Source organism: Flavobacterium sp. B167r, from assembly GCF_056824315.1.
On record NZ_CP124859.1, the window covers coordinates 720059 to 746412 of the forward strand.

Consider the following 26354-nt stretch of genomic DNA (forward strand, 5'->3'; position numbering starts at 1 on the left):
ATTAAGAATGGCTTTTCATATTTATTTAGAAAACTAATTATAGTTTACCTTGGTATTTAGAACCAATGTGTCTAATTTCAGTTCTTCTGTTTTGTGCTTTACCTGCAGCAGTTTTGTTACTTGCAACTGGTTGGCTAGAACCGAATCCTTTAGATTCTAAGTTCTCAGCATTAACACCTCTTTGGATTAAACCGTCCATTACAGCTTTAGCTCTATCCTCAGAAAGTTTTTGGTTTACTTTAGCAGAACCTGTACTATCTGTGTGTCCTTCGATTGAGAATTTCGCGTTTGGATAGTTTTTAAGGATTTCTTTAATAGCATCTAATCTAGCTTGAGTTTCTTTATCTCCAGTTTTGAAAGTAGCTTTTCCTGAGTTGAAGTATACCGCTCTAGCTTGAACTTTAAGATCTTCTAACGCCTCAGAAGTTACTTCTGGACATCCTCTGTTACTAGCAGGACCTGCAACTGTAGGACAGTCGTCATCTTTATCAGCAACACCATCTTTATCAGCATCTAAAACTGGGCAACCACCGTTTTCTTTAGGACCAGCAACTGTAGGACATTTATCGTCTTTATCAGCGATTCCGTCACCGTCAGTATCAGGACAACCTTTTAAAGCAGCTAAACCAGCAACATCTGGACAAGCGTCATCTTTATCAGCAATTCCATCACCGTCTGTATCAGGACATCCGTTTAATGCAGCTAAACCAAATACATCTGGACAAGCGTCAGAAGCATCAACGATTCCGTCACCGTCAGTATCAGGACATCCGTTGAATTGTTTTAAACCAGCAACATCTGGACAAGCATCGTCTTTGTCATAGATTCCATCTCCGTCAGTATCTTTACCACCGAATTTGAAAACTAAACCTGCAGTGTGTTGGAAGTGAGATGGAGCATCTGGAGTACCAGAAGCATCTTCTCTATCCCCACTAACTGACCATTTGTATCTTGTAGCTAATTCAAGACCAATAGCATCTGTAAACCAGAAAGTAACACCAGCACCTGGGTTAACAGTTCCGTAGCTGCTATCTCCGAAGAATGTATAACCACCACCAACAGATAACGAAGGATCAACCACTTTAGATTTGATTAATTCTTGGAAGCTATATTTGATAGTAGCATCAATTCCGTAGTACATTAAGTCACCAGGATTAGACACAACGTTACCTCTTGAATCGTGTCCAGGAGCAGCCGGAGCAAAAGTAACATATTTATCAATTTTGTTTACAGATCCTTGTAAACCAACTGAGAAACCGCTACCTACATATCTTGACACACCAATGTAAGATAAAGAAGGAAGAATATTCCAGTTGTCTTTTACAGCGAATGGCTGAGAGAAGTGCTGATCAAAAAATCCACTACCAGCTCCTGAACTTGTTCTAGTATCCACAGCATTAACCCCGAAAGAGATCGCCCATGGATTGTTACTGTCTTGCGCGTGGGCATTTAAACCCATCGCCATCAATACAGCAACTAAAAGTTTGTTAAGATGTTTCATACTTAATTTTTTTAATTACAATTTAGTTAATTACAAGCAAAAGTAACACCAAATTTTTTAAATACAAAATGAAATGTTAAAAAAAACCTACAAAAATTTAACAGATGTGGTAATTATATAACTTTTAACATTTTACCGACAACTACGAAGGCATTTATAGCTTTATCCAAGTGCTCTTTTTCATGTGCTGCAGATAGCTGTACGCGTATTCTAGCCTTGTCTTTTGGAACCACTGGAAAGAAAAACCCAATAACATAAATTCCTTGTTTTAAAAGTTCGTTTGCCATTGTTTGAGACAATTTTGCATCATACAGCATAACTGGAACAATTGCAGAATCTCCATCAATAATATCAAAACCTGCTTTTTTCATACCCTCTTTAAAATAATTGGTATTCCATTCTAATTTATCACGAAGCGTTGTATCTTTTTCTAATAATTCGAATACTTTTATTGAAGCCCCAACAATAGCAGGGGCTAACGAATTTGAAAACAAATAAGGTCGAGATTTTTGACGCAACAACTCAATTATTTCTTTTTTAGCCGTAGTATATCCTCCCATTGCTCCCCCCAAAGCTTTACCAAGAGTCCCTGTTATGATATCTACTCTTCCCATCACTCCTTTTGCCTCAAGAGTTCCTTTTCCTGTAGCTCCGATAAAACCAGCTGCATGACATTCGTCAACCATTACCATTGCATCATATTTATCAGCAAGATCACAAATTTTGTCTAATGGCGCTACAAGACCATCCATAGAAAAAACTCCATCAGTAACAATTAATTTAAAACGAGCTCCCGCTTCATTTGCTTTTATTAGTTGCTGCTCCAAGTCTTCCATATTGCTATTTTCATAACGATAACGAGCCGCTTTACACAAACGAACTCCATCAATAATAGAAGCATGATTTAAACTATCCGAAATAATTGCATCGTTTTCCCCAAGCAAAGGTTCAAACACCCCTCCATTCGCATCAAAAGCCGCTGCATACAATATAGTATCCTCTGTACCATAAAAATCTGCGATTTTTTTCTCTAATGTTTTATGGATATCCTGAGTTCCACATATGAAACGAACAGACGACATTCCGAAACCATGAGTATCCATAGCATCTTTGGCAGCCTGTACCACTTCTGGATGTGACGAAAGTCCCAGATAATTATTAGCACAAAAATTCAACACTGTTTCTCCAGTAGAAATTGTGATTTCTGCACCTTGAGGAGAAGTAATAATTCGTTCCTTTTTAAAAATTCCGTTTTCTTCAATTGTCTGCAATTCGTTCTGCAAATGTTCTTTTATTTTACCGTACATTTTTTTTATTTATTTAAAACGTTAAAAATTAACAACTTAACCAATATAAAGTTTCGTTTTTTCTTTAACATCTGATTAATTTTTTCACAAATTTACCACTTCGATTTCAGCCCCAATATAAACCAATGCTTTTTTCAATACTGTATATCCTAAATCTTCAATTGCATCCTGATACTCTTGAATCTGCTGCTGATATTTAGCATTAACTGCTCCAGTTTTATAATCCAGCAAATAAGCTTGTTTATTTTCTAAAAATACAACTCGGTCTGGCTTTAAAATTCTTCCTTCTTTTTGAACAATTGTCTGTTCATTTAAAACAATATCTTTTCCATCAAAACAAACATTCAGTTCTACATGATTTACAATTTCTTTTAAAGTCTGCAAAACCTGATCAACTTGATCATAAGTTATCAAACCATTTTCTAGCGCTTTTGTTACCGCCAAATCGATATCAGATTTATCTTTAACGAAAGCCAAAATCTCATGAATAATATTTCCATACGAAATAGCTTCTTGCTGATGTGTTCCCCACATTAAAGCTTCTCGCTGTGCAATTTTAATGTTTTTCGGATTTAAAACTTCCCTTACCGCCGGAATTGATTTTACAGTATCAACTGTTTTCGAAACCTTTGAGAGTCTATTTTTATTCCCAAATTCATAATTCAATTTTTCATCATCATATACCCCTTGACTGATCAAAAATTTAATAAAAAAAGAAGCCATGTTATTTGGGAATTCGCCATCAGTTTTAGCCTTAAGCGATTGAGAAATAACATATAATTGTTCTTCGGCACGAGTTAGAGCAACATAAAGCACATTTATATTATCTAAAAGCTCTTCTTGTTTTTTCAAATTAAAAACTGCCAATGCACTCTCTCCAAAACTTTCAACAGCACTACTGTTATCAACCAAAGCTTTTGGAACTCCTAAATCTATTTCTTCAGTATCGAGCCATAATTTGTCCTTTGGTTTTCGATTATAATCTTCATCTGCAAAAGGCATAATTACGACTGGAAATTCTAATCCTTTGGATTTATGAATGGTCATAATTCGAACGGCATTATTTCCTTCTGGAGACGGAATGCTAAATTTCTCCGAATTTTTATCCCAGAAAACTAAAAAGTCCGCAACACCAGATTGATTTCTAATATCTCTTTCTAAAACAATATCCAGAAAAAACTGCACATAAGCATTTCCTTCAGACGGAAGAATAAATTTAGAAATGATAATTTCCACAGCTTCATACAAAGATTTCTTTCTCACATCTTCAAAGGAAAAAGAAACATCAAAAGTCATAAGCCATTCTTCAAATTCTTTTTCAAATCTGTAGCTCATTCCTTTAGCAATGAAATCATGCACAGGCATTGACAAATCTTTTGTTGAAGAAAGAAAATGCAAAAAATTAGCCTTTGATTCTAAGTCGGCACTATTATTTAAATATCTTAAAAGATGAATAATCAAACGAACTTCTGATGCATTTTGAATCATTAAAGTTTCAGAAGACAATAACGGAATTCCTTGTTCTGTCAAATAATTGGCAATGGCAATTCCCTGACCTCTTTTTCTAGTCAGAATTACAATATCTTTATATTCGAACCCTTGCCTAACTACATCCTGAATTGTATTTAGAGTTGCCAAAACGTACAAATCAGATTTCTCCACAACTTCATCTTCATCTGCAAATTCATTTTTATCAACGCTTGGAAGAAAAGAAACATTTACATAACCGCCTTTTTTCGAATTCGTATTTTGAAAACTATGATTTTCATACAAATCCTTATAATCTTCATTTGAAAATTCAGCTGAAATCAGTTTAAAAAAAGCATTATTAAACTCAATTACTTCACTATAACTTCGGTAATTAGTATTTAAATGTTTGAGCTGTTTGTCTGGATTATTAAAAGGATTTACATCTTTACTTAATTCAATAAACTGTTCTGCCTTGCCTCCGCGCCAGCGATAAATAGACTGTTTGGGATCTCCAACAATCATCAAAGTTCCTTTATTTCCTAAATCATCTAACCCAGAAAGCGAGTTATCGATTAGCGGAATCAAATTCTGCCACTGCATTTCTGAAGTATCTTGAAATTCATCAATAAAGAAATTTCGATAACGCTCCCCCAAACGCTCATAGATAAAAGGCGCTGGCTGATTCTGAATTTCGCGATGAATAATCGCATTGAATTCTGAAATCGACAAAACATTTTGTTCAGATTGAATTTTAGCAAGCTCATTACTCACCGTATTCAGCAAAGAAAGTGGTGTTATATTTTTCAAGAAAGCTTTATAAAAATCTCTTTTTTCGAAATTTTGATAAACCTCTTTCAATATCTGAAGCAGTTCTGGAATAATATTTTCAATCAATGCTCGGTCTTTTGCCGTTTTGTTAATGGCAATGTCATCAAACTCATGAAAAGTTTTATTTTTTGGATTGAATTTTCCGCTTCGAATGCTCTCTAAATGATTTGGAAAAGTTCCTCTCGAAAATGATTTTGGGTCAATTCCGTTTTTATCAATTAATTCAATTGCTTTTGTTGCTAAGCCTTCATTAATTTCCTCCAGCTCTTTGCAAAGCGTTTGCATTTTCTTTTTAATCTCAACAAACTCCTCGATTGTTTTGTCTTGAAAATGCAGAATTTCATTTCGATTATTCTCATTCAAAACCAACCTTCCGGTATCGAGAATCTCGCGCGAAACATCCCAACTTTTGTCATCATCGGTTTTTTCCATTGTAAAATCGATAAGCAATTTGGTTAACGTTTCGTCCTCTCCTGCTTGCGCAATAATGGCGTCAACCGCTTCAACCAATAAGTTTTCGGTATCCAAAGTGACTTCAAAAGTCATCGGAAGATTCAAATCATGCGCAAAAGCACGAATAACTTTATGGGTAAATTTATCAATGGTAGAAATATCAAAAGCAGCATAATTATGAATTAAGTGCTTGATGATCTGTTGCGATTTGGTTTTAATTTTAATAATCGAAAGTCCCGTGTCTCGAGACAAATCTTCCATTAAATCTACTGCTTTTGAAGACGGATCGTCTTTTGCAAATTCAGACAGATTTCCAACAATACGGCTTTTCATTTCATGAACTGCTTTGTTGGTAAAAGTAATCGCTAAAATATTTCGGTATGCATCGTTTTTTGGTGAAGACAGAATAATTTTTAAATATTCTTTTACCAAAGTATACGTCTTTCCTGATCCCGCAGAAGCATCATAAATAGAAAAAGACGGACTTTGCATAGTTTTGATTTTTTATATTGTAAAAATAGCACTTATAGCGCACTATTAATTAAAAAACCAAATAAAATTGAGAAATCGATAAAACTTAGTGTTTTGGAAAAGCTCTTTTATTGAAAACCAAAAGTATACCTACACCTGTAGAAATTGCCACATCGGCAACATTAAAAATAGCATTAAAGAAAGCGAAATGTTTTCCGCCAAAAATCGGCAACCAAGTTGGAAGTTGGCCTTCCCAAATAGGAAAATAAAACATATCCACAACTAGTCCATGAAACCAAGTTCCGTATGGAACTGGAGAAAAGATAGTTGCCAAGTTGTGTGTACTATCATCGAAAATAACTCCGTAAAAAACAGAATCGATAATATTTCCTGCTGCTCCCGCAAAGATCAATGCGATAGCCGCTATTAAATAATTAGAATGACGTTTTTTTACTGAATCACAAAGCCACCAGCCAATTCCGACAACAGCAAAGATTCTGAAAACTGTCAAAATTAATTTTCCGTATTCGCCTGGTATTTTGGTTCCCCAGGCCATTCCTTCATTTTCAATGAAATGAATTCTAAACCAATCGGCAATAACAAACTCTTCACCCAAAACAAAATTTGTTTTGACATAAATTTTAGAAAGCTGATCAACAATTAAAACTAAGAATATAAGGAAATACGCTTTTCGTAATGACATTTTATAATTTTTTGATGGGCAAAAATAACAATTTAATCAAAAAAAACGCTCCCAAAGGAGCGTTAATTCTTTTGTAACAAACTAAACAAGTTTATCTGCTAATCTAAACCTTGTAAAGTTTACTTCTTCACCACGGCTTTTGCTGGTGTTTTTGGACTGTCGGAGAAAAACTCTGAAATGGACTTAAATATCCCTTTGCTTTCTTTTCCGGCCGCCAATTTCTTAGCTTCTCCCTTTTTTACATCAGCTTTAAACTTAACGCGCAGTTTTTCAAAATCTTTCACTCTGCGCTCTACGTCAGAATTTACTTCTTTGAATTTCAATACTTTAGCCATAATGTAAGTTTTTCGTAGTAAATAATTTAAATTATTACTGATTTGGTACTACAATGATACATAATTTAATTTATATTTGTTAATAAAAATTAACACTTGTTTAGCAAAACCAGTAATTATTTTTTAAATCCAAATACCAAATGAACAGAATTTAACATTCCTTCGAAAATCCTACAAAACCATGAACGAAATCACAACTACTCTAAATGACTTTCTTGTCAGCACAAAATCTACCGCTGCTTTAATATTAAACGGAAAAGGCAAATTGATCACCGCATTAAACCTTGATTACGGCGACAGCATAGCCGCTATGAGCGCAGCAATTTTATCTATGAGCGAAAAATTCTTAATTGATTTAGAAAAAGGCTCATTAAAGCAATTATACCTAAAAAGTGCTGAAGGCGTTATTGTTGGAAACAAAATAAGCGGCTCTAACTTCATTGTTGCCTTTTCTAAAGAAGGAAGCAACCTTGCGCTATTAATGCGTTCTACAGAAGAAGTTTCTGCAGAATTAAGCAAAAATTCACTATTGAAATAACATAAAATTCTACTAACAAATACCCAATGAACTATGAGCAATGATTTTTTAAACGTGTTTTTAAATGAAATGAAAACTAACGTAAACGGCTTTATCGCTGTAGCAGTAACAGAAATTGAATCTGGATTAAGCTTCGGAAATTTAACTATCGACCCTAGTTTTGATCCTGAACTTGCCGCTGCTTACAACCTAGAAGTTGTAAAAGCTAAATTAAGCGCTGTAAAAGCATTAAATTTAAACCAAGACATCGAAGATATTTTGATTACACTTTCTAATCAAATTCACATTATCGATATTTCTCCAAACAAAAAATTCATGATTTATTTGGCTGCTGATGCATCAAAAGCTAATTTAGGAATGACAAGAGCTATCTTAAGAAAACACAAAGCTGAAGTTGAAAAAAATCTAGCATAGTTTTTCCTCAATTTTAATTTACTATAAAAACCGTCTTTTAAAAGGCGGTTTTTTTGTTTAAAAAGACACCTAAAAACATAACAAGCCAGACAAAAGGCTCTTACAAAAAACAGAACTCTTTCTTTGAGTTTATTTTGATTAATTATAAATAATTTCTTTCAAAGTATAAATTTAGCAGTAAAACCAAACATAGTCAAATGTTAAACAAAAAAAACGCCCCTAAAAGGAGCGTTTTTTCTCTTATGTATTTCTACGTGAATTTTATCGTTGCAAGTTTTTAGCTTCGATACTCATTGTAGCATGAGGAACGATTTTAAGCCTTTCTTTACCAATTAATTTACCTGTTACTTTGCAGATACCGTACGTTTTGTTTTCTACACGGAATAAAGCATTTTTTAAGTCACGAATGAATTTCTCTTGTCTGATAGCCAACTGAGAGTTTGCTTCTTTTGACATGGTCTCACTTCCTTCTTCAAAAGCTTTAAAAGTTGGAGAAGTATCGTCAGTTCCGTTATTCAAATCGTTCATATAAGCACTTTTAATCAAATCAAGATCTTCTTGTGCTTTTTTAATTTTTGCTTGGATTATTTCTTTGAACTCTGCTAAATCTGCATCAGAGTATCTTGTAATTTCATCTATCATTTTCTACTATTTTGAAATTAATATAATGGTTCTAATGTCATCAAACTCAATTTCTGTGCCGTTTTCTAACGTGTCAGCAAAAACCAGTTCGTCTGTTAATGTTTCAGACTTAATATAGTCTGCGTTTTTTGAAACTGCATTTTCTAAAATACCGTCTCGTTTTATTTGAACTTTAATCTTATCCGTAACCTCAAATCCTGAATCTTTACGGATGTTTTGTATTCTATTAACTAATTCTCTAGCGATACCTTCATTTTTTAATTCTTCGGTAAGAGTAATATCAAGCGCAACTGTTATTCCGTTTGAATTAGCTACCAACCATCCTTCGATATCTTGTGATGTAATTTCCACATCTTCTAATGATAAAGTTACACTATTTCCTGCAATAACAATATCTAGCGTTCCTTGCTTGTCCAACTGGTTGATCTGATCTGCAGAAAAACCCTGTATCTCTTTAGAAATCAGCCCCATATCTTTACCAAAACGTGGTCCAAGCGCCTTAAAATTAGGCTTAATTTGTTTTACCAAAATACCAGAAGCATCGTCTAAAAGCTCGATTTCTTTAACATTTACCTCTGCTTTTACCAAGTCAGAGACAGCTTCGATTTCAGCACGCTGACTCTCGTCAAGTACTGGAATCATTACCTTTTGCAAAGGTTGACGTACTTTAATCATCTCTTTTTTACGTAGTGACAACACCAAAGATGAGATCGTTTGCGCCTTCTGCATTTTGCTTTCCAACGTTTTATTAACAAAGTTTTCGACAAATTTTGGAAATTCTGCCAAGTGAACACTAGCAAAATTCTCGGTTCCCGTAGAAGTTGTTAAATCGCGGTACAATTTATCCATAAAAAATGGAGCCACTGGAGCGCTCAATTTACTGATTGTAAGCAAACATGTGTAAAGCGTTTGATAAGCTGCAATTTTATCTTTTGCATATTCTCCTTTCCAGAAACGACGACGGCATAAACGAACATACCAGTTACTTAAATTCTCCTGAACGAAGTCAGAAATCGCTCTTGTTGCTTTTGTAGGTTCGTAATCTTCGTAGCATTCGTCAACAAATTTTATTAGCGAATGTAATTCAGAAATAATCCATTGATCGATTTCAGGTCTTTCGTTTAACGGAATTTCAGCTTCTTCGTATTTAAATCCGTCGATGTTAGCATATAACGAAAAGAATGAATAGGTATTGTAAAGTGTTCCGAAGAATTTACGTTTAACCTCAGCAATTCCTTCAAGGTCAAACTTCAAGTTATCCCACGGATTTGCATTCATTATCATATACCAGCGTGTAGCATCTGGACCGTTTTCTGCAATGGTTTTAAATGGGTCTATCGTATTTCCTTTACTCTTAGACATTTTAATTCCATTTTTATCCAAAACAAGACCGTTTGAAACTACATTTTTGTATGCTATTTTATCAAAAACCAAAGTTCCGATTGCATGCAAAGTATAGAACCATCCGCGAGTCTGGTCTACTCCTTCTGCAATGAAATTTGCTGGAAAATCTTTGTTGTCATCAATTTTTTCTTTGTTTTCAAAAGGATAATGCCATTGTGCATACGGCATTGCTCCAGAATCAAACCAAACGTCGATTAGATCACTTTCGCGCTTCATTGGTTTCCCTGAAGCTGAAACTAAAGTAAGTCCATCAACTACATTTTTGTGTAAATCGATTAAATCGTAATTTGACTCAGACATATTTCCGATTTCGAATCCTTTAAACGGATTTTCTTTTTGGAAACCTGCTTCAACAGATTTTTCAATTGCATTGTACAATTCTTCAACAGAACCGATAATAACTTCTTCCGTTTTATCTTCTGTTCTCCAAATTGGCAACGGAATTCCCCAATATCTAGAACGAGATAAGTTCCAATCGTTGGCATTTTTAAGCCAATTTCCAAAACGTCCTTCACCAGTAGATTTAGGTTTCCAATTGATAGTTTCGTTCAGGTCGAACATTCTATCTTTTACATCGGTTACTTTGATGAACCATGAATCTAGAGGATAGTATAATAACGGCTCGTCTGTTCTCCAGCTGTGTGGATAACTGTGCACGTATTTTTCAACTTTAAAAGCTTTATTTTCTTCTTTTAAACGAATAGCGATTTCAACATCTACAGATTTCTCTGGAGCTTGTCCTGCATCATAATATTCGTTTTTAACGTATTTACCAGCTAAATCACCTAAATGAGAAGTGAATTTTCCTTGTAAATCTACTAATGGAACTGGAGTTCCGTTTTCGTCTAAAACCAACATTGGCGGAACTTCTGGTTTTGCTTCTTTTGCTACTTTAGCATCATCTGCACCAAAAGTCGGAGCTGTATGTACAATTCCTGTTCCATCTTCAGTTGTAACGAAATCACCTGCGATTACTCTAAATGCGTTTTCAGCATTTTCATAAGGCAATACGTAAGGCAATAATTGCTCATAACGGATTTCTACTAAATCTTTTCCGTTAGCTTCAGTTAAGATTTTGTACGGAAGTTTTTTGTCGCCATTTTTCACATTGTCAAAATCAGCGTCGTCTTCACTTAAGAAAAATCCTTTTCCGAATTGTTTTCCAACTAAGTTTTTAGCCAAAACAACATTGACTGGTTCAAAAGTATATTGATTGAAAGTTTTAACTAAAACATAATCGATTTTTGGACCAACTGTCAAAGCGGTGTTTGACGGAAGTGTCCAAGGAGTTGTCGTCCAAGCTAAAATGTGGATATCTCCAAAACCTTGCAAGAATGAAGGCAAAGTTTCCGGAAGCGTTTTAAACTGCGCTACGATTGTAGTATCAGTCACATCACGATACGCTCCAGGCTGGTTTACTTCGTGAGAAGACAATCCTGTTCCCGCTTTTGGAGAATATGGCTGAATCGTGTATCCTTTGTACAACAAACCTTTATCGTAGATTTGTTTCAAAAGCCACCAAACTGACTCCATATATTTTGGTTTATAAGTCACATACGGATCTTCCATATCAACCCAATACCCCATTTTTTCGGTCAAATCATTCCATACGTCTGTATAACGCATAACGGTTTTTTTGCACGCTTCGTTATATTCTTCGATAGAAATCGTTTTGCCAATATCTTCTTTTGTAATTCCTAATTCTTTTTCGGTACCTAATTCAACAGGCAAACCGTGAGTATCCCACCCAGCTTTTCTTTTTACTTGAAAACCTTTTTGAGTTTTATATCTGCAAAAAATATCTTTAATCGCACGTGCCATTACGTGGTGAATTCCTGGCAATCCATTTGCTGAAGGCGGACCTTCAAAAAATACGAAAGGCTCAGCGCCTTCGCGAGTTGTTACACTCTTTTCAAATATATTTTCTTTCTTCCAAAAATCAAGAACTTCAGACGCTACAGTTGGCAAGTCAAGTCCTTTGTATTCAGTAAATTTTGTGCTCATTTTATCCTTTTCTTAAACGAGGTGCGAAAGTAAGAAATTTTGAACTATTGACCGCCAATTTCCTTAAATTTCACAAACTTTTGTTGAGATAATAAGCACGAAAATATAAAAATTGGTTACTTTCTGACATTATTCTCATTTTTCTGAGCTAATAAAATCAAAAAATAACCAATTCTAAAAATAGCTTTCTATAAGCTTTACATCTTATTTAAACCCTCCGAAATAGACTTCCTTCATAAAAATTCGATTTCCAAAAGCGGGATTTATTTCTACTTTTTCACGTGTTTCCTGATAAATAGTTTCACCGTTAAAATCTTCAATTTCATAATTAATCTTATGAGGAATTTTTCCAGAATTCAATCCTACTATAGGGCGATAATCACCAAATAATTTTCTTTCAAAAAAACTTTTATTACCATTATCAAATTCCGTTTTCTCAGTAGAAACTATATTAAAATTTTCTTTATCAATAAAAACGTGATAATCTGTTTTTGGGATTGTTCTGTTTCCGGAACTTAATGTTTTTTCAAAATAATTTAAGTGATAACATAATTTTCCTTCATACATTTCTTCGCCTAAAACTTCAAAATTATTCCACAAATCAAGCCTTAAATCAGTTAAAAAGTTAACAAGGTCAACATTCTTAGACAAATTGGTATAATCGTATGCCGTTAACTTTGACCATTTGGCATTTACACCAGTTTCACGATCATCATGGCTCCATGCTTCAGCTCCATTCACTATTTCGTAATAAGTTTCAGGCATTTTTTTCTTAAGAAGATAATGTGAAGTTGTTGCCCATTTTTCTTCCGTTTGAGGAATATTTGTTCCTTCTATCGAAATCTTAGAAAGCAAATGTGCTTTTTCTACTTTCTTCAATGCTTGGCTTCCTCCAAGATTATCGATTACTTTTGCCAAAAGAGCTGCATTTAATTGATACGGTACAGAATCAAGCAGATTAAGTCTTTGTGCTTTAATCTTTTCCAGATAAACTTCACGATTAGATTTTTCAATTTCCCATTCAGCGTCCTGCTGTTGGATTTTCTCAAAAAATGCTAACCTTTTCTCTTCTTTTTCTTCTTCTATTTTAAGTCCTAACTTTTTAAGTTCAGCAAAACGATTGGTATGGCTTCTAATTTTTTTATCTGCAAAATTGGCATTATTTACTCTTTCAATAATTGAAGATCCTCTCGAATCCTGTTTATCATTTTCAATTAACAAATTAGCGTAAAGCAATGCTTTTTCTTTATTTTCAAGTAAAAAATAAGTCTCAGCTAAATTATTTGTAACAATAAATCGAATGTTTACGTTTGCAGGCGACGGAGGATATTTAACCAACAGACTTTCCAGATATTGCAAATGTGGCGCCAACAATTTCTCGTCAAGACCTTTTTCGAGCGTTACTTTCTCCATTTGAGCCGTAATCTCCGTTTCGAAAGCCAGCATTTGTTTGTATTCTGAATGCCCTTTTGAAGTTACAAACTCAAATCTTTCTTTCGATTCGTCAGTTGTATATCCAAATTTATAGTTTAGAAAATCCTGAACTCTCCCTGCCGTTTTATAAATAACATTTTCAAAACCATCATCGGTATAATCTGAATCGCTAACTGCTGCCCTGATTTTTTTGTCATGTTCTGAAGCTGCAATTTTCATAGTACCCAAGCTACTTCCAAGACTTATTGAATACGATTCTGAACCTCCAAAATCTTTAGTCAATATCATTTTATCAGCATACTTAACATCTAATCTTACGTTTGTAATATAGTTCGAATGCGCACCATAGATCCATCTATTTTCTTTTTTATCAAAGGTACTATCTACTTGTGTTGTAGTATACCTCGGAAGTGCAAAAGTCAGATAGATTTTCAGCTTTCCATTTGCAGGATCTTTTATGTATCCGTTGATATTAAAATAATGTTTTTTCAGATTGGCTTCTTCTTCTTGCAATGATTTGTCCATCTGATAAAAAGCAGTTTGGGTAAATACATTATCAAGCACAGGAAATTCCGAATACTTAATTACGGGAATATAAAATTTCTTTTTTTTAGAGCTTATTTTTTCTTGCGCCTGAATTGAACCAATTACAAGCAAAGCAATAAGGAGTAGTCTTTTTTTCATAGGCAAAAAAAAGCCATCAGAATCAGATCCTGATGGCTGTGTTTTTTTATTTTACTTTCTTGTTGAAAATCTGTATTGACTTATCAGAAACATAAAAAATGTTCTGAGTTGCAGGGTCAATTTCATAAATTGGCTTGTTGTTGTTGAAAATAATCTTATCAACCTCAACTCCATCAGCTTTACTCACTTTTACAAGAACTTTTTCTCCAGAATCTGCTTTCGAGAAAATATAAGAGAAGTCTCTGTTTTGTTTCATTGCATTAAAACGAGTATTAAATTTAGCCGCTACTACACCAAGAGCCGCAGAACCAGCCGCATAAGCTTGTGCCTGATCTTTATTCGTTTTATCTTCTTTCTTCAAAACTGAAGTTCTCATGTTTCCGCTTTCATCACGATACGTCATTGTCACTTCAGCACCTTTGATATCGCTTGCTACAGAACCAACTCCTAAACCAATGCTTCCAACAATAGCAGCACTTTTTATAAGACGTCTTGTTCCTTCTCCAGGCTGTGAATAAGTAAGGTGGTATTTAACTGTACCATCCATATTAACACCCATTACTTCAAGTGGTCCAGAAAGCACAACTCCCCAAGGAAATTGCTCAATACTGTTTAATTCTTTTTCTCTTTTGATATTTACTTTAGCAAACGGCTCTGGTTTATCGTTGATACTTGGATCAAATTTGTATAATTTCTCATCATTATACACTAAGTAAGAATTTGTAGCTTCGTCATAAGTTGGTAAAACTGGACGGCTTTTTTCAAACTTAATATTACGTTTCCAAAGTTTAACTCCACTTTTATAATCTACCATGTTTCCGTAAGTTCCTGTAAGGTACATTACTTTTTCACCAACTTTTCCTAAGTAGTAAATTGGATCTTCTTTATCATCAGAAATTTCGATGAATTTTTTCCAAAGCTTTTCTCCATCTTTGTTGATCAACATCATTTCGTTTTCTGCAACATATAAGAAATCTTGATCAATTGGAATTACTCTTTTCAAACCATTTCCACGAGCATCTTTTTTCCAGATTTTCTCTCCTGTTTTTAAGTCAAAAAAATTGAAACCGCTATCATGAGCAATTAATAATTTTGTACCCCAATCTTCTAAATAAACAACATATTTAGTTTTAATAGATTCTTTCCAGATACTTTTTCCATCTTCTGTACTCAAAACATTAATATATTCTTTAGTTGAAAGAAGTCCCGCAGAATTAACTACCACAATATTTTTATCATTTTGCGTTTCATAAAATCTTGTGTAATCCTCGTCTGCTTTCCAGTTTAATTTTCCAGTTTCTTTATTAAAAGAATATAATTTTCCGTAAAGTAAATAATAAACGGTGTTACCATTAATTTTTGCTTTATTTGTAAGGCTTGAAGCTTTTAATGAAAAACTGATTAACGATTTTGCTTTATCAACTGTAGTATTCCATTTAATTTCTCCCGATGCCATATCTAGCAATGCAACCGCCATTTCTCCGTCTTTTTTAACAGTAAGAAGATATTCGTTTGTTTCAGGAATAAAATCTGATTGGAAAACCCAAAATGCTTCTTTTGAAGAATTGTAAACAATTTTACCTGAATCTGTATTGATAATCAAGTATTTTGAATTAATATACGCCTCAACGTAAGGACTTCCTGGAACTGTAGACAAATCTCTTTTCTCTTTGAAAATATTTCCAAATTCAGGATCTTTTAAAATATCTTTTGAAGTAATAGTTCCAAAATCATCTTTTGTTAAAGTCCAAATAACTTTTTTTGTTTCGGGATCTAACCCCCTTACTGTTCCGCCTTCTTTAAAGACAACAACTCCTGTGATTTCATTTTGAATCAAGTCTTGAACAGCATTTTCTGTAGTTACTATTTCATCATATTTTCTTTGAGCAATTGATGAAATCGTTACCGACAGAAGCAAAATAATCGAAAACGTAATTTTCTTCATGGTAGATTTTTTTTTTAATTATTGGCAATATTTATTTGTGAGAACGTACTTTCTTACTAAAAAATGGAAAATATTTTTAATAAAAATTTACTGAGCAAATATATAAAAATAGAAATGCGGTTATGAAAAAATTTCTTTCAAAATATCGAGCGATTTAGGTCGCTTAAATCCTTCTAAATGAGAAGAATAGAAGTCAATCAGAACTTTTAACAATAGTTGTCTTTCAATTACATGAAAAACTTTTTGACTGTTATCAAACTTTAAATCAATAAGTTTCTTAAATAAAGCGGTTTCATGTTCGGAAAGTGCTGTCGCAGTGTGGAAAACCGTAAAAATTCCTTCCTTCATTTCAAAAAAAGGCAAATCAATTTCAGAGACATCTGGATAAAAGCCGAGGTACTTTGTAATTTCTAAAAGGAGAATTAAATGGAAGTTAGAAATTTCGTCATGATGATCCAGCCAAGTCAATGCTGTTTCTAAAAAAAGAAAAAGCTGTTCGTTTTTTTCTTCTTCTTGAATGGAATGATGCAACATTTCAGAAAGAAACATTACCATAGTGCTTTTCACAATATCGGTGTGAATAGTCTGAAACGGAACAGCTGTTTTTATTTCCTTGAAATTTTCTAAAGTTCCTTTATTCTTATGAACGGCTTCAATTTCTAAAATAGAAAAAGGCTGAAAATAAGCAATCTTCTGACTTGCCTTCCTGCTAGAAAAAGCATCACGCACAAAATAAGATTTCAGTCCGCTAGAAAGCGTAAAGCATTTTACGATCAAGCTTTTTTCCTGAAATTTTAATGATGAAATTACTATGGCTTTGGTTTTGACTTGCATTTTAGATTATTAGACTTCTTAGATGTTAGACTATTTAGTTTTTCTGGCTTTGACTTTCGACTTTAAAACTTTTGACTAACGTATAATCATCACTTTTTTGACTTTAGTTTCGCCTCCATCTTCTGCAGAAATAAAAACCATGTAAACGCCAGACGCTACTTTATATTTACCAAAAGCGGTTGTATCCCATTCGATTGTTCCTCCAGAAGCTGTTACTTCGTAAACTAAATTTCCTTCAATATCTGTGATTTTAACATTCGCTTTATCAATTAATCCAGCAACTTTAACCGTTCCTGTATACGTTGGGCGCACCGGATTTGGATACACATATACGTTACTCAAATCGTCATTTGCTTCAGTTGCAATTCCGCCAAACGAAACCAATCCTTTGTTGGTCGCTATAAAAACTTCACCCGTTTTAGGATTTATTTTAATATCATTTACATAGTTACTTGGAAGTGGCGAATTATTTATTGTAAAATGATATTTTGTTTCTTGACCATTTGGCGAAACCATAAAAACACCAGAATCTGCAGTTGCGATCCATTTATTATTTGCTCCGTCGACCGCTATAGAAGTAATATATTGTTCATATAATAATTCTTGTGCCAAATCATCTTCTGTTATAATAATTGGGTTTGCTTTTAACTGACTTTCCGATTGAAAACTCGAGACATTAGACAAAACTCTCAAACCTTTTGTTGTTCCTATCCAAAGCTGATTTTTTGTATCTAAAGCGATCGTTCGAACATCAGCAATTGGCAGATTACCAGCATCAACACCTACAGTTATTTTTTTGAATGTACTAGTAGTTTCATTAAATCCAACAACTCCATTTTTGTAGGTTCCAAGCCACTTTACATTATTACGATCTACAACTATACTCGAATAATTTTCTTCTTCTACATCGTCCAAAATTGAAGTCATTGCATAGCTTCCCCATTGTCCATTTGTTTTTAAAACTTTCAACCCGTTTTTGATTCTACTGTTGGTAACCCAGAGATTTCCAGATTTATCAAAGGTTGTTGCATTAATTCTGACATCTATATAATTTGGACCTTCTGTCGTAATCGACTCTAAACCGCTATTCTCTTCATTATATAAAAGAGTTGGAACATCATTTTGAATTTTCAATAATCCAGAAAAAAAGGAACCGGCATAAACCTGCTTTTCATTATTAGGATTTACATATACTCTTGTAATCGATTTTGCATCAAAAACATCAGAATATGGAATATTCAACCATCCAGAAGCATTAAATCGACTCATTCCGTAGCTATCTAAAGGATATGGGTTATACACTGCATCGTAATCTCCATAAACAGCCCACAAAACACTTGTGCCCGCATCTATAGAAAAAATATTGTTGCGCACCGGACCGCTAGGCGTGGTATTTTCGAAAGCCGTTGCGTTGTTTAAAGAAGAAACAAACAAACCTTTTTCTTTTGTTCCAATAAAAATCTGATTTCCTACTGCGGTTGCACAGCTAAAATTCAAAGTATTATCTAAAACCTGAGAATTTGTAATCTGACGATTCAGCACCATCTGATTACTGTATACATAAACCGTATTTGCAGTTGCAACAAATAAATTATGATTTTTTGCTCTTATGTCAACAGCCGCTTGAGGCAATTGCGAAAAACCAACAAATGTGCTTGAATTGAATCGATGAATATATCCAGAATCATTTACCGCAATAAGTTCTGTATCTAAAGCCTCTACACCAGACCAGCTTCCCGCATTTACAACCGACCATTGCTTATAATCTATCAAATTAGCATTTGAACTTTCCGCTCTTCGAATCCCCGTGGATGTTGCTGCAAAAATAAATCCGTTAAATAATGTGGTTTGTCTAACGTTGATTTCAGCTCCATTATCTCCAATAAAATAAGTGTCGCCAAATTGTGAGGTTTTAAGATTAAATTGAACAATTCCGAAATCGCAAGAAACATATATCAATCCATTGTTTTCCATAAAATGATTGATCTTTTTAGTATTTGCTGGTAATTGTTTATTAATGATATCAACCACTTTTACAATACTTCCGTCGACATCATTTATCAAAATCATCAAACCATTTTCGTAACCGATTATTGTTTTTTTGAATGCCTCGCTGTAATAAACAGCAGAAATTGTCTGACCAGACAGTCCGTCAACAGTTGTAGTAGATTTTAGGATGTTTGCAGTTGTGTTTTTTGAAAACAATGCGTTTTCCGAAGCTGCAAATATACTGGTAGTCGATTCTGAAATATCTTTTATTTCATTAAATGAAAAATATCCTTGCCAAGACAATTTGCTCTGCGCCCCGCATAACTGAATTAGAAATAAAAACAAACCGCAGAAAAATACTTTTTTCATCATTTAATGTATTCGAATAGACAAATATAATACAAACGTGATTTTATTTAATTTTTAGCACAAATAAAATACCCTCGATATCTTATGAAGATAAACGAGGGCATTTATAATTATTGTAATTAATCTTAAACTACACCTTGTGCAAGCATAGCATCGGCAACTTTTACAAATCCGGCAATGTTAGCTCCTTTTACGTAATTAACATATCCGTCTTCTTCTGCACCGTATTTTTTACATTGATTGTGAATTCCAATCATGATGTCTTTTAATCTCAAGTCTACCTCTTCACTAGTCCAGTTTAAACGGATTGAGTTTTGAGTCATTTCTAGTCCTGAAGCAGCAACACCACCAGCATTTGCAGCTTTTCCTGGCGCGAATAATACTTTATTGTCTAAGAAAAGTTTAATAGCATCTAATGTAGAAGGCATATTTGCAGCTTCCGTTACACAAAGAACACCATTATCGATTAATTTCTGAGCATCGTCTCCATTCAATTCGTTTTGAGTAGCACATGGAATAGCGATATCTACTTTTACTTCCCAAGGGCTTTTTCCTTTATGGAAAATAGCGTTTGGATATTTCTCTAAATATCTTTCTGCTCTATTATCTCCAGTAGCTCTCATTTCAACCATATGGTCGATTTTTTCTCCAGAAATACCTTCTTCATCATAGATATAACCATCAGGTCCAGAAATAGTAACTACTTTACCTCCTAATTCATTTACTTTTAAAGCAACTCCCCAAGCCACGTTTCCGAATCCTGAAATAGCTACTTTTTTACCTTTAATTTCGTGTCCAATTGTACGAAGCATTTGATCTGTAAAGTAAACTACTCCATATCCTGTAGCTTCTGGTCTGATTAATGAACCACCATAAGCCAAACCTTTTCCAGTTAAAACTCCAGTAAATTCATTTCTAATTCTTTTGTATTGTCCAAATAAGTAACCGATTTCTCTAGCTCCAACACCGATATCTCCAGCAGGAACGTCAAGATCTGGACCAATATGACGACATAATTCTGTCATAAATGATTGGCAGAAACGCATAATTTCAGCATCAGATTTTCCTTCTGGGTCAAAATCAGAACCTCCTTTTCCACCTCCCATAGGAAGTGTTGTCAAACTATTTTTGAATACTTGTTCGAAAGCCAAGAATTTTAAAACAGATAAGTTTACTGAATGGTGAAATCTAATTCCTCCTTTGTAAGGTCCAATTGCAGAGTTCATTTGAATTCTGAAACCTCTATTTACAATAATTTCGCCTTTATCATCCACCCACGGAACTCTAAAGATTATAGAACGTTCTGGTTCTGCAATTCTTAATAGCAAGTTTTTTCCATCGTATTTTTTACGTTCTGAGATAAATGGAATAACTGTTTCTGCAAATTCTCTAACAGCTTGAAGAAATTCTGGCTCGTTTGGATTTTTTGACTCAATTAGAGCCATAAATTCATTTATTTTTTGTTCCATCTTTGAAATAAATTTTCAGATAATTTAGGTTTAATCTTTACTTCTTATAAAAATCACGAAATCACGTTTAAGAAAACGTTTTCGTTTTAACTGACAAAGATATATCAAATAATGATTCGATGTTATATTTTTCACTTTTTTGAAGCGATTTGTGTTTTTTTCAAACATTACAAAAAAACACATTTTACCTGTAGGCGTTTACATTCAAATCACCTTTTAAAAGTTAGTAAATTAAGTATTTTGCTACTTATTTTTCAATACATCAATTTAATATTTTGAATCGATTATGTTTTTTATATATTTGCCGAGATTTGTAAGCCCTAAAAAATGTCTAAACCCCTATTTTTCACATTACTTGCTCTATTTAGCATATCAACTGCTACTATATCGGCGCAAGGATTAGCTCAAGAGATTGGAATCTACGCTGGACCAGTAACTTTACAGTCTGATTTTGGCGAAAGGCACAACTTCGATACCAACGTTGGAAACACCGGTTTTGGCGTCGGCATCATGCACTTTATCAATTTTTCTGCAAATAATAATCGAGAAAATTATTTCACAGAACATTTTAAAGTAAGATCTGATCTATCTTTTAGCAGAACTACCTTAAAACATTTTGGAGAATGGGTTGAGAGAAAACCTAATGCATTATTTGCGCAGCAATTAAAAAACATGCACTCAAGTTCTAGCATATTAGGTTTAGGAGCTCAGATAGAATTTTCTCCTTTTATGAAAATTCACGACTTCGAAAACACAATTGGTAGCTTCAGTCCGTATGGAAGTCTTGGATTTCAAGTAAGCTATTATTCAACAAAAGTTAAATCTGACTTAGGCGACATGACTTTGACTAGCGTAACCCCAGCAAAATACTTAACTCCATCTGATGGACGCGCGCATGGATTTTCTTCAGAAAATGGCGTAGTTTTATCTGCAACAGCCGCTGTTGGTGTTCATTATAAACTGACTACGATGAGTGATTTAATGTTTGAAACTCGTTTCTCAATGTATAGTTCAGATTGGATTGACGGATTAAATCCTAATAAAGACATTTACAAAGAAAACGAATCTAACGACTGGCAGGTTTGGTTTAATTTTGGATACATCTATTACTTAGAATTCTAAATTCAGATAAATTACAATATAAAAAATCCCAAATTCCAAAACATTAATTGGAATTTGGGATTTTTATTTTTTTGGAATATTATTTAAGAAAGTGCCTGTTCTAAATCTGCAATTAAATCTTCTGCATCTTCAATTCCAACGCTTAAACGAACTAAATCATCTGTAATACCAACTTCAGCTCTCTTATCTGCAGGAATAGATGCGTGAGTCATTAAAGCTGGATGGTTAGCCAATGATTCAACTCCACCAAGAGATTCTGCCAATGTAAACACTTTTAGTTTTTCTAAAAACGCAATAGAATCTTCTTTTTTTCCTGATTTAAAATCGAAAGAAACCATTCCTCCAAAAGCTTTCATTTGCTTTTTAGCAATTTCATGAAATGGATGATTTTTTAAACCTGGATAATAAACCGTTTTAATTTTAGGATGGTTACTCAAATATTCAACCACTTTTTCTCCATTTTCACAATGTCTCTGAACTCTTAAAGCCAAAGTTTTAATTCCTCTTAAAACCAAGAAACTGTCCATTGGTCCAAGAGTTGCTCCTGTTGCAAATTGCTGAAAATGTAATTGTTCTCCAAGCGCATCATCTTTTACAATTAACGCTCCAGCAATAACATCAGAATGTCCTCCCAAATATTTTGTTGCAGAGTGCATTACAATATCAGCTCCTAAATCTAAAGGTTTTTGCAAATAAGGCGTTGCAAAAGTATTATCTACAGCAAGAAGAATTTTTTTCTCCTGAGTAATTTTTGCTATTTCCTGAATGTCCGCCAATTTCATCAACGGATTTGTTGGTGTTTCCACCCAAATTAACTTCGTGTTTTCGTTGATTAAACCTTTCAATTTTTCGATATTCGTCATATCAACAAAATGAAATTTAATACCCGAATCTTTGTAAACACGAGAAAACATTCTGTATGTTCCACCATATAAATCATCCATTGCAATGATTTCGTCTCCAGCTTTAAAAGATCTTAAAACGCAATCTGTAGCTGCAAGACCAGAAGAAAATGCCAATCCGCGAGTTCCGTTTTCAATACTAGCCAATGCGTCTTCCAAAGCCGTACGTGTCGGGTTTGAAGCTCTACTATATTCGTAATCTGCCAAAGGTTTTCCTGGACTTGTTTGCACAAATGTTGAAGTTTGATACACTGGCGGCATAACAGCGCCTGTACTTGGATCATGATGCTGACCTCCGTGTATTACTTTTGTATTGAATTTCATATAGTTATAAATTTTATTTCCTTAATTGTTTTACAAATTTACCGCTTAATTTATTTTATCGGGATACAACTGCTTATCTTTGTAGATAATTAACACTTTTTGATATGAAAAATTACATATTTACAATCTTTTTGTGTTTGATTTTTACAAGTTGCAAAAAAGAGCTTTCATTTGAAAGTGAAATGTTTGAAGAGAAATCTGCTGTCCAGTGCAAAAATGATTGCCCTAAAATTACAATAGAAGTTCCAATTGCTAAAAATATTAAAGTAATATCAGACAGCATCAATAAAAAAGTTTTTGCTGTTATTAAAGAGATTGTTTTTTTTGAAGAAGATTCGGTAAAAGTTGATGATTACAAATCATTAGCAAAATCTTTTATTGCTTCATACGAAGAAATGCATCAAAAATTCCCGAATGACACCTTTGGCTGGGAAGCTAAAATAATCGGAAATGTCGAATTTGAATCTGACCAGATTTTAAACCTTAAAATTAACCATTACACTTTTACTGGAGGAGCTCATGGTTATCAAGGCTATCGCTCGTTACTATTCAATAAAAAAACTGGAAAAACGATTTTCAACAATCAGTTATTTAAAAACGAAAACGAATTTAAGGCTTTCGCCGAAAAAACTTTCAGAGCAAAGTATAAAATTCCAGAAACAGCCAATATCAACGCGACAGGTTTAATGTTTGAAAACGATAAATTTCAACTGCCTCAAAACATTTTTTATACTTCTGCAGGTTTGCTTTTATATTACAATTCATATGAAGCCGCATCCTACGCAGACGGCCCAAAAGAATTGTTATTTCCATACGAAGAAGTAAAGAAATATTTGAATTTTCAATAAAAACATATTAATTGATATTCCATAGGAACATCTCGGCTACAGAAAAAAACCTTTGTAACTTTGTAACTCTGAACCTTTGCAACTATAAAAAAACTCAGCATCTTAGAACCTTAGAATCTTAGAATCTTTATTGCACATCATACTTCATTTTACGCAAAACCCTCAGCGCTTCTTTAAACGAAGAATAAATATTTTTATACGGTTTAAGAAGCATTTTTGCATCAATTAGTTTTTGTCTGGCATCTTCAAAACCGTTTAAGTAGCAAATCATGAAAGTTGAAGGCAGATTTTCTAGATCCTTCATTTCGCGTTCAGACAAGGCGATTTCTTTTTGAAGTTTTGCCAATAAAGCCATATTCGAGTTGTAGATATGATACAACATCTTTCTGTTGAATTCTGGCGGCTGAAAAAGCATCTGACGGTCAATTTTATAATAACCGTTATCGAAAAAATGAATGGTTTGTTCTTCTAAAGGGTAATAACTCGTTTTGTCATTTAGTCCCAACGGAACATATTCTGTAATGGTAAAAGTGTCATCATTATATTCGATTGTAACCACATCTTGCGCCGAATAAAAAAGCTTAATCTGTTCGTTAATCAATTCTATATCAACTCGAGAAAGAAAAGTTTTTTCTCTATTTGTTTTTGGAACTCCCGCCCAACAGATTACAAACAATTCTTTGAAAACATAATATTTCGGTGACATATCTTTATGCCTGAAATTCATAAAATCGATAACGCCGTCTAAAGTATACTGAATGCTGTTTCGAGAACTATTTTCGATTCCGATTACCGTTTCGGTGTTTTGATTGTTTTTTTCAACTTCCTCATACTCTTCGAGCGGAATTGAATTACTGCCGCGCCTTATGAAAATACTATTGGCAAGTATAGTGTGAATTCCTTTTTTAAAATAAGAAATTTTACTTTTAGGTTTAATGGTAACCAATCCGATTACTTTATCTTTTGGAAGATTGGGAAAAGGGACATTTTCGTATTGAATTTTTGGAGGATTTTCTAAAAATGCATTCACCAGATTCTGAATTCTACTATCATCAAAGAAATCATCTCCAACAATTTCATTGTCTTGATCTTCGACTCCAACCACGATATAAGAATTATTATTTGGGTTAGAATTGGATAATGCGCAAATGTGTTTTAGAAACTTGCCTTTTCCTTCGCGCGAATGAAGATTCAATTGCCTTTTTTTATCATAAAAACTGCTTTCGTCATTATGAGCGAGGAGATTTTTAATTAAAAGGCGCTTATTAATCATTTGCTTTTAGACTTACTTAGAAAAACTAGATTTTTAGACTTACTTAGAATATCAACTCCGCGACTAAATACTTCTTAGAATTTAGACTTCTTAGATTTATGATTTTCAGATTCCTAAGATAATCTAATGATCTAACTTTCTAAGAAGTCTAAGCATCTATTTTTAAATATTTTTCTTCACAATAGTTGAAGACGCCTGTGCCGTACTCATAACTACCAAATCAGCAATATTGACATGATAAGGTCTTGAAACCACAAAATGAATAATATCAGCAATATCTTCAGCCTGAAGCGGATCAAATCCTTTGTAGACATTTGCCGCTCTTTCGGCATCGCCTTTAAAACGAACTTCGCTGAATTCTGTTGCAACCATTCCTGGATGAATTCCGCCAACTCTAATTCCAAAAGGATTCAAGTCAATTCGCATTCCTGCAGTGATAGCGTCAACCGCGTGTTTAGAACCGCAATACACATTTCCGTTCGGATAAACTTCTTTCGAAGCAGTCGAACCAATATTGATGATATGCCCAGATTGTCTTTCAACCATCTGCGGAATTATTGCTTTTGAAACGTATAAAAGTCCTTTCACATTAATATCAATCATCGCATCCCAATCGTCTAAATCACCATTTTGAATCGGATCTAAACCGTGAGCATTTCCTGCATTATTTATCAAAACGTCGATTGTAGCAAAATCATTTGGTAAAGAACCTATTTTCTGCAGCACATCTTCTTTATCACGAACATCAAATGCCAAAGAATGCACTTCTGTAAAAGCAGAAAGTTCTTTTTGAAGTTCTTCTAAACGGTCTAAACGTCTTCCGCAAAGCACCACTTTATAATTATTTTTTGCTAAAATCTGAGCGGTTGCTTTTCCAATTCCGCTTGTAGCACCAGTAATTAAAACTGTTTTTTTCATTGTAAATATTTTGTTTTAACACATAGAAACATAGTTCAACTTTATCTAAAAAAGGCATTTCATTTTAAATCAATTCAAATAGCTATGTGAAAGTGAAACGCTAAAAAATCTCTTTTTAAAAAACATCAAAAATCTATGTTTCTATGTGTTTATATTTTTTTGCCACAGATTAA

At 33.7% G+C, this 26354-nt stretch carries 19 protein-coding genes; 4 read left to right on the top strand and 15 right to left on the bottom strand.

All coding sequences use genetic code 11. The features are described from left to right. Window positions 1-37 precede the first annotated feature (37 nt). The 5 genes from QLQ96_RS03505 to QLQ96_RS03525 form a co-directional block, all read right to left on the bottom strand. Window positions 38-1501, bottom strand: coding sequence for an OmpA family protein (locus QLQ96_RS03505; RefSeq protein WP_482494709.1), 1464 nt, complete (start codon window positions 1499-1501; stop codon window positions 38-40). Window positions 1502-1614: 113 nt separating this feature from the next. Beyond that, window positions 1615-2808 carry a glycine C-acetyltransferase gene (gene kbl / locus QLQ96_RS03510; protein WP_482494711.1) on the bottom strand — a complete coding sequence of 398 codons (1194 nt, stop codon included), beginning with the start codon at window positions 2806-2808 and terminating at the stop codon, window positions 1615-1617. A gap of 84 nt (window positions 2809-2892) precedes the next feature. Further along, window positions 2893-6051 carry a UvrD-helicase domain-containing protein gene (locus QLQ96_RS03515; RefSeq protein WP_482494712.1) on the bottom strand — a complete coding sequence of 1053 codons (3159 nt, stop codon included), beginning with the start codon at window positions 6049-6051 and terminating at the stop codon, window positions 2893-2895. 85 nt (window positions 6052-6136) lie between these two features. Then, window positions 6137-6733 (bottom strand): lipoprotein signal peptidase, encoded by a 597-nt coding sequence (locus QLQ96_RS03520; protein ID WP_482494713.1) that lies wholly within the window; start codon window positions 6731-6733, stop codon window positions 6137-6139. A gap of 119 nt (window positions 6734-6852) precedes the next feature. After that, entirely contained in the window at window positions 6853-7068 is a 216-nt protein-coding gene (locus tag QLQ96_RS03525; protein ID WP_482494715.1) for a hypothetical protein, read from the bottom strand. A 181-nt stretch (window positions 7069-7249) separates the two neighbouring features. Here QLQ96_RS03525 and QLQ96_RS03530 point away from each other — a divergent pair, with 181 nt between their 5' ends. Together QLQ96_RS03530 and QLQ96_RS03535 are read left to right on the top strand one after the other, a co-directional pair. Next, on the top strand, window positions 7250-7606 hold the full coding sequence (locus QLQ96_RS03530; protein ID WP_482494717.1) for a roadblock/LC7 domain-containing protein: 357 nt from the start codon (window positions 7250-7252) through the stop codon (window positions 7604-7606). Window positions 7607-7639: 33 nt separating this feature from the next. Beyond that, window positions 7640-8020: a hypothetical protein gene (locus tag QLQ96_RS03535; RefSeq protein ID WP_057115205.1), complete on the top strand. Its 381-nt coding sequence runs from the start codon at window positions 7640-7642 to the stop codon at window positions 8018-8020. A gap of 261 nt (window positions 8021-8281) precedes the next feature. Here QLQ96_RS03535 and QLQ96_RS03540 read toward each other — a convergent pair whose 3' ends face one another. The 7 genes from QLQ96_RS03540 to gdhA all read right to left on the bottom strand — a co-directional run bounded on the left by QLQ96_RS03540 (window position 8282) and on the right by gdhA (window position 20794). Next, window positions 8282-8662 carry a TraR/DksA family transcriptional regulator gene (locus tag QLQ96_RS03540; protein WP_110307084.1) on the bottom strand — a complete coding sequence of 127 codons (381 nt, stop codon included), beginning with the start codon at window positions 8660-8662 and terminating at the stop codon, window positions 8282-8284. A gap of 6 nt (window positions 8663-8668) precedes the next feature. Next, window positions 8669-12070 carry an isoleucine--tRNA ligase gene (gene ileS, locus QLQ96_RS03545; RefSeq protein WP_482494720.1) on the bottom strand — a complete coding sequence of 1134 codons (3402 nt, stop codon included), beginning with the start codon at window positions 12068-12070 and terminating at the stop codon, window positions 8669-8671. A 204-nt stretch (window positions 12071-12274) separates the two neighbouring features. Continuing rightward, complete coding sequence (locus tag QLQ96_RS03550; protein WP_482494722.1) at window positions 12275-14188, bottom strand: hypothetical protein; 1914 nt, start codon at window positions 14186-14188, stop codon at window positions 12275-12277. 46 nt (window positions 14189-14234) lie between these two features. After that, window positions 14235-16133 carry an outer membrane protein assembly factor BamB family protein gene (locus tag QLQ96_RS03555; RefSeq protein ID WP_482494724.1) on the bottom strand — a complete coding sequence of 633 codons (1899 nt, stop codon included), beginning with the start codon at window positions 16131-16133 and terminating at the stop codon, window positions 14235-14237. A 120-nt stretch (window positions 16134-16253) separates the two neighbouring features. Then, complete coding sequence (gene recO / locus QLQ96_RS03560; RefSeq protein ID WP_482494726.1) at window positions 16254-16967, bottom strand: DNA repair protein RecO; 714 nt, start codon at window positions 16965-16967, stop codon at window positions 16254-16256. Window positions 16968-17042: 75 nt separating this feature from the next. Continuing rightward, window positions 17043-19328 carry a type IX secretion system anionic LPS delivery protein PorZ gene (porZ, locus tag QLQ96_RS03565; RefSeq protein ID WP_482494728.1) on the bottom strand — a complete coding sequence of 762 codons (2286 nt, stop codon included), beginning with the start codon at window positions 19326-19328 and terminating at the stop codon, window positions 17043-17045. Between the two features lie 122 nt (window positions 19329-19450). Next, a complete protein-coding gene (gene gdhA / locus QLQ96_RS03570) occupies window positions 19451-20794 on the bottom strand; it encodes an NADP-specific glutamate dehydrogenase (protein ID WP_482494730.1) in 1344 nt (447 codons plus the stop codon). Window positions 20795-21121: 327 nt separating this feature from the next. On the opposite strand from gdhA, the gene QLQ96_RS03575 reads away from it, so the two are divergent. Continuing rightward, entirely contained in the window at window positions 21122-21916 is a 795-nt protein-coding gene (locus tag QLQ96_RS03575; protein ID WP_482494732.1) for a THC0290_0291 family protein, read from the top strand. Window positions 21917-21999: 83 nt separating this feature from the next. Here QLQ96_RS03575 and QLQ96_RS03580 read toward each other — a convergent pair whose 3' ends face one another. Continuing rightward, on the bottom strand, window positions 22000-23142 hold the full coding sequence (locus QLQ96_RS03580; RefSeq protein ID WP_482494734.1) for a cystathionine gamma-synthase: 1143 nt from the start codon (window positions 23140-23142) through the stop codon (window positions 22000-22002). Between the two features lie 104 nt (window positions 23143-23246). Between QLQ96_RS03580 and QLQ96_RS03585 the strand changes: the two genes are divergently transcribed. Further along, window positions 23247-23990: a DUF3298 and DUF4163 domain-containing protein gene (locus tag QLQ96_RS03585; RefSeq protein ID WP_482494736.1), complete on the top strand. Its 744-nt coding sequence runs from the start codon at window positions 23247-23249 to the stop codon at window positions 23988-23990. A gap of 127 nt (window positions 23991-24117) precedes the next feature. On the opposite strand, the gene QLQ96_RS03590 is transcribed toward QLQ96_RS03585, so the two are convergent. Next, a complete protein-coding gene (locus QLQ96_RS03590) occupies window positions 24118-25263 on the bottom strand; it encodes a DUF5929 domain-containing protein (RefSeq protein WP_482494737.1) in 1146 nt (381 codons plus the stop codon). Between the two features lie 162 nt (window positions 25264-25425). Then, the gene (locus tag QLQ96_RS03595) at window positions 25426-26181 is read right to left on the bottom strand and encodes an SDR family NAD(P)-dependent oxidoreductase (protein WP_482494739.1); all 756 of its coding nucleotides are present in this window, start codon (window positions 26179-26181) and stop codon (window positions 25426-25428) included. Window positions 26182-26354: the final 173 nt, after the last annotated feature.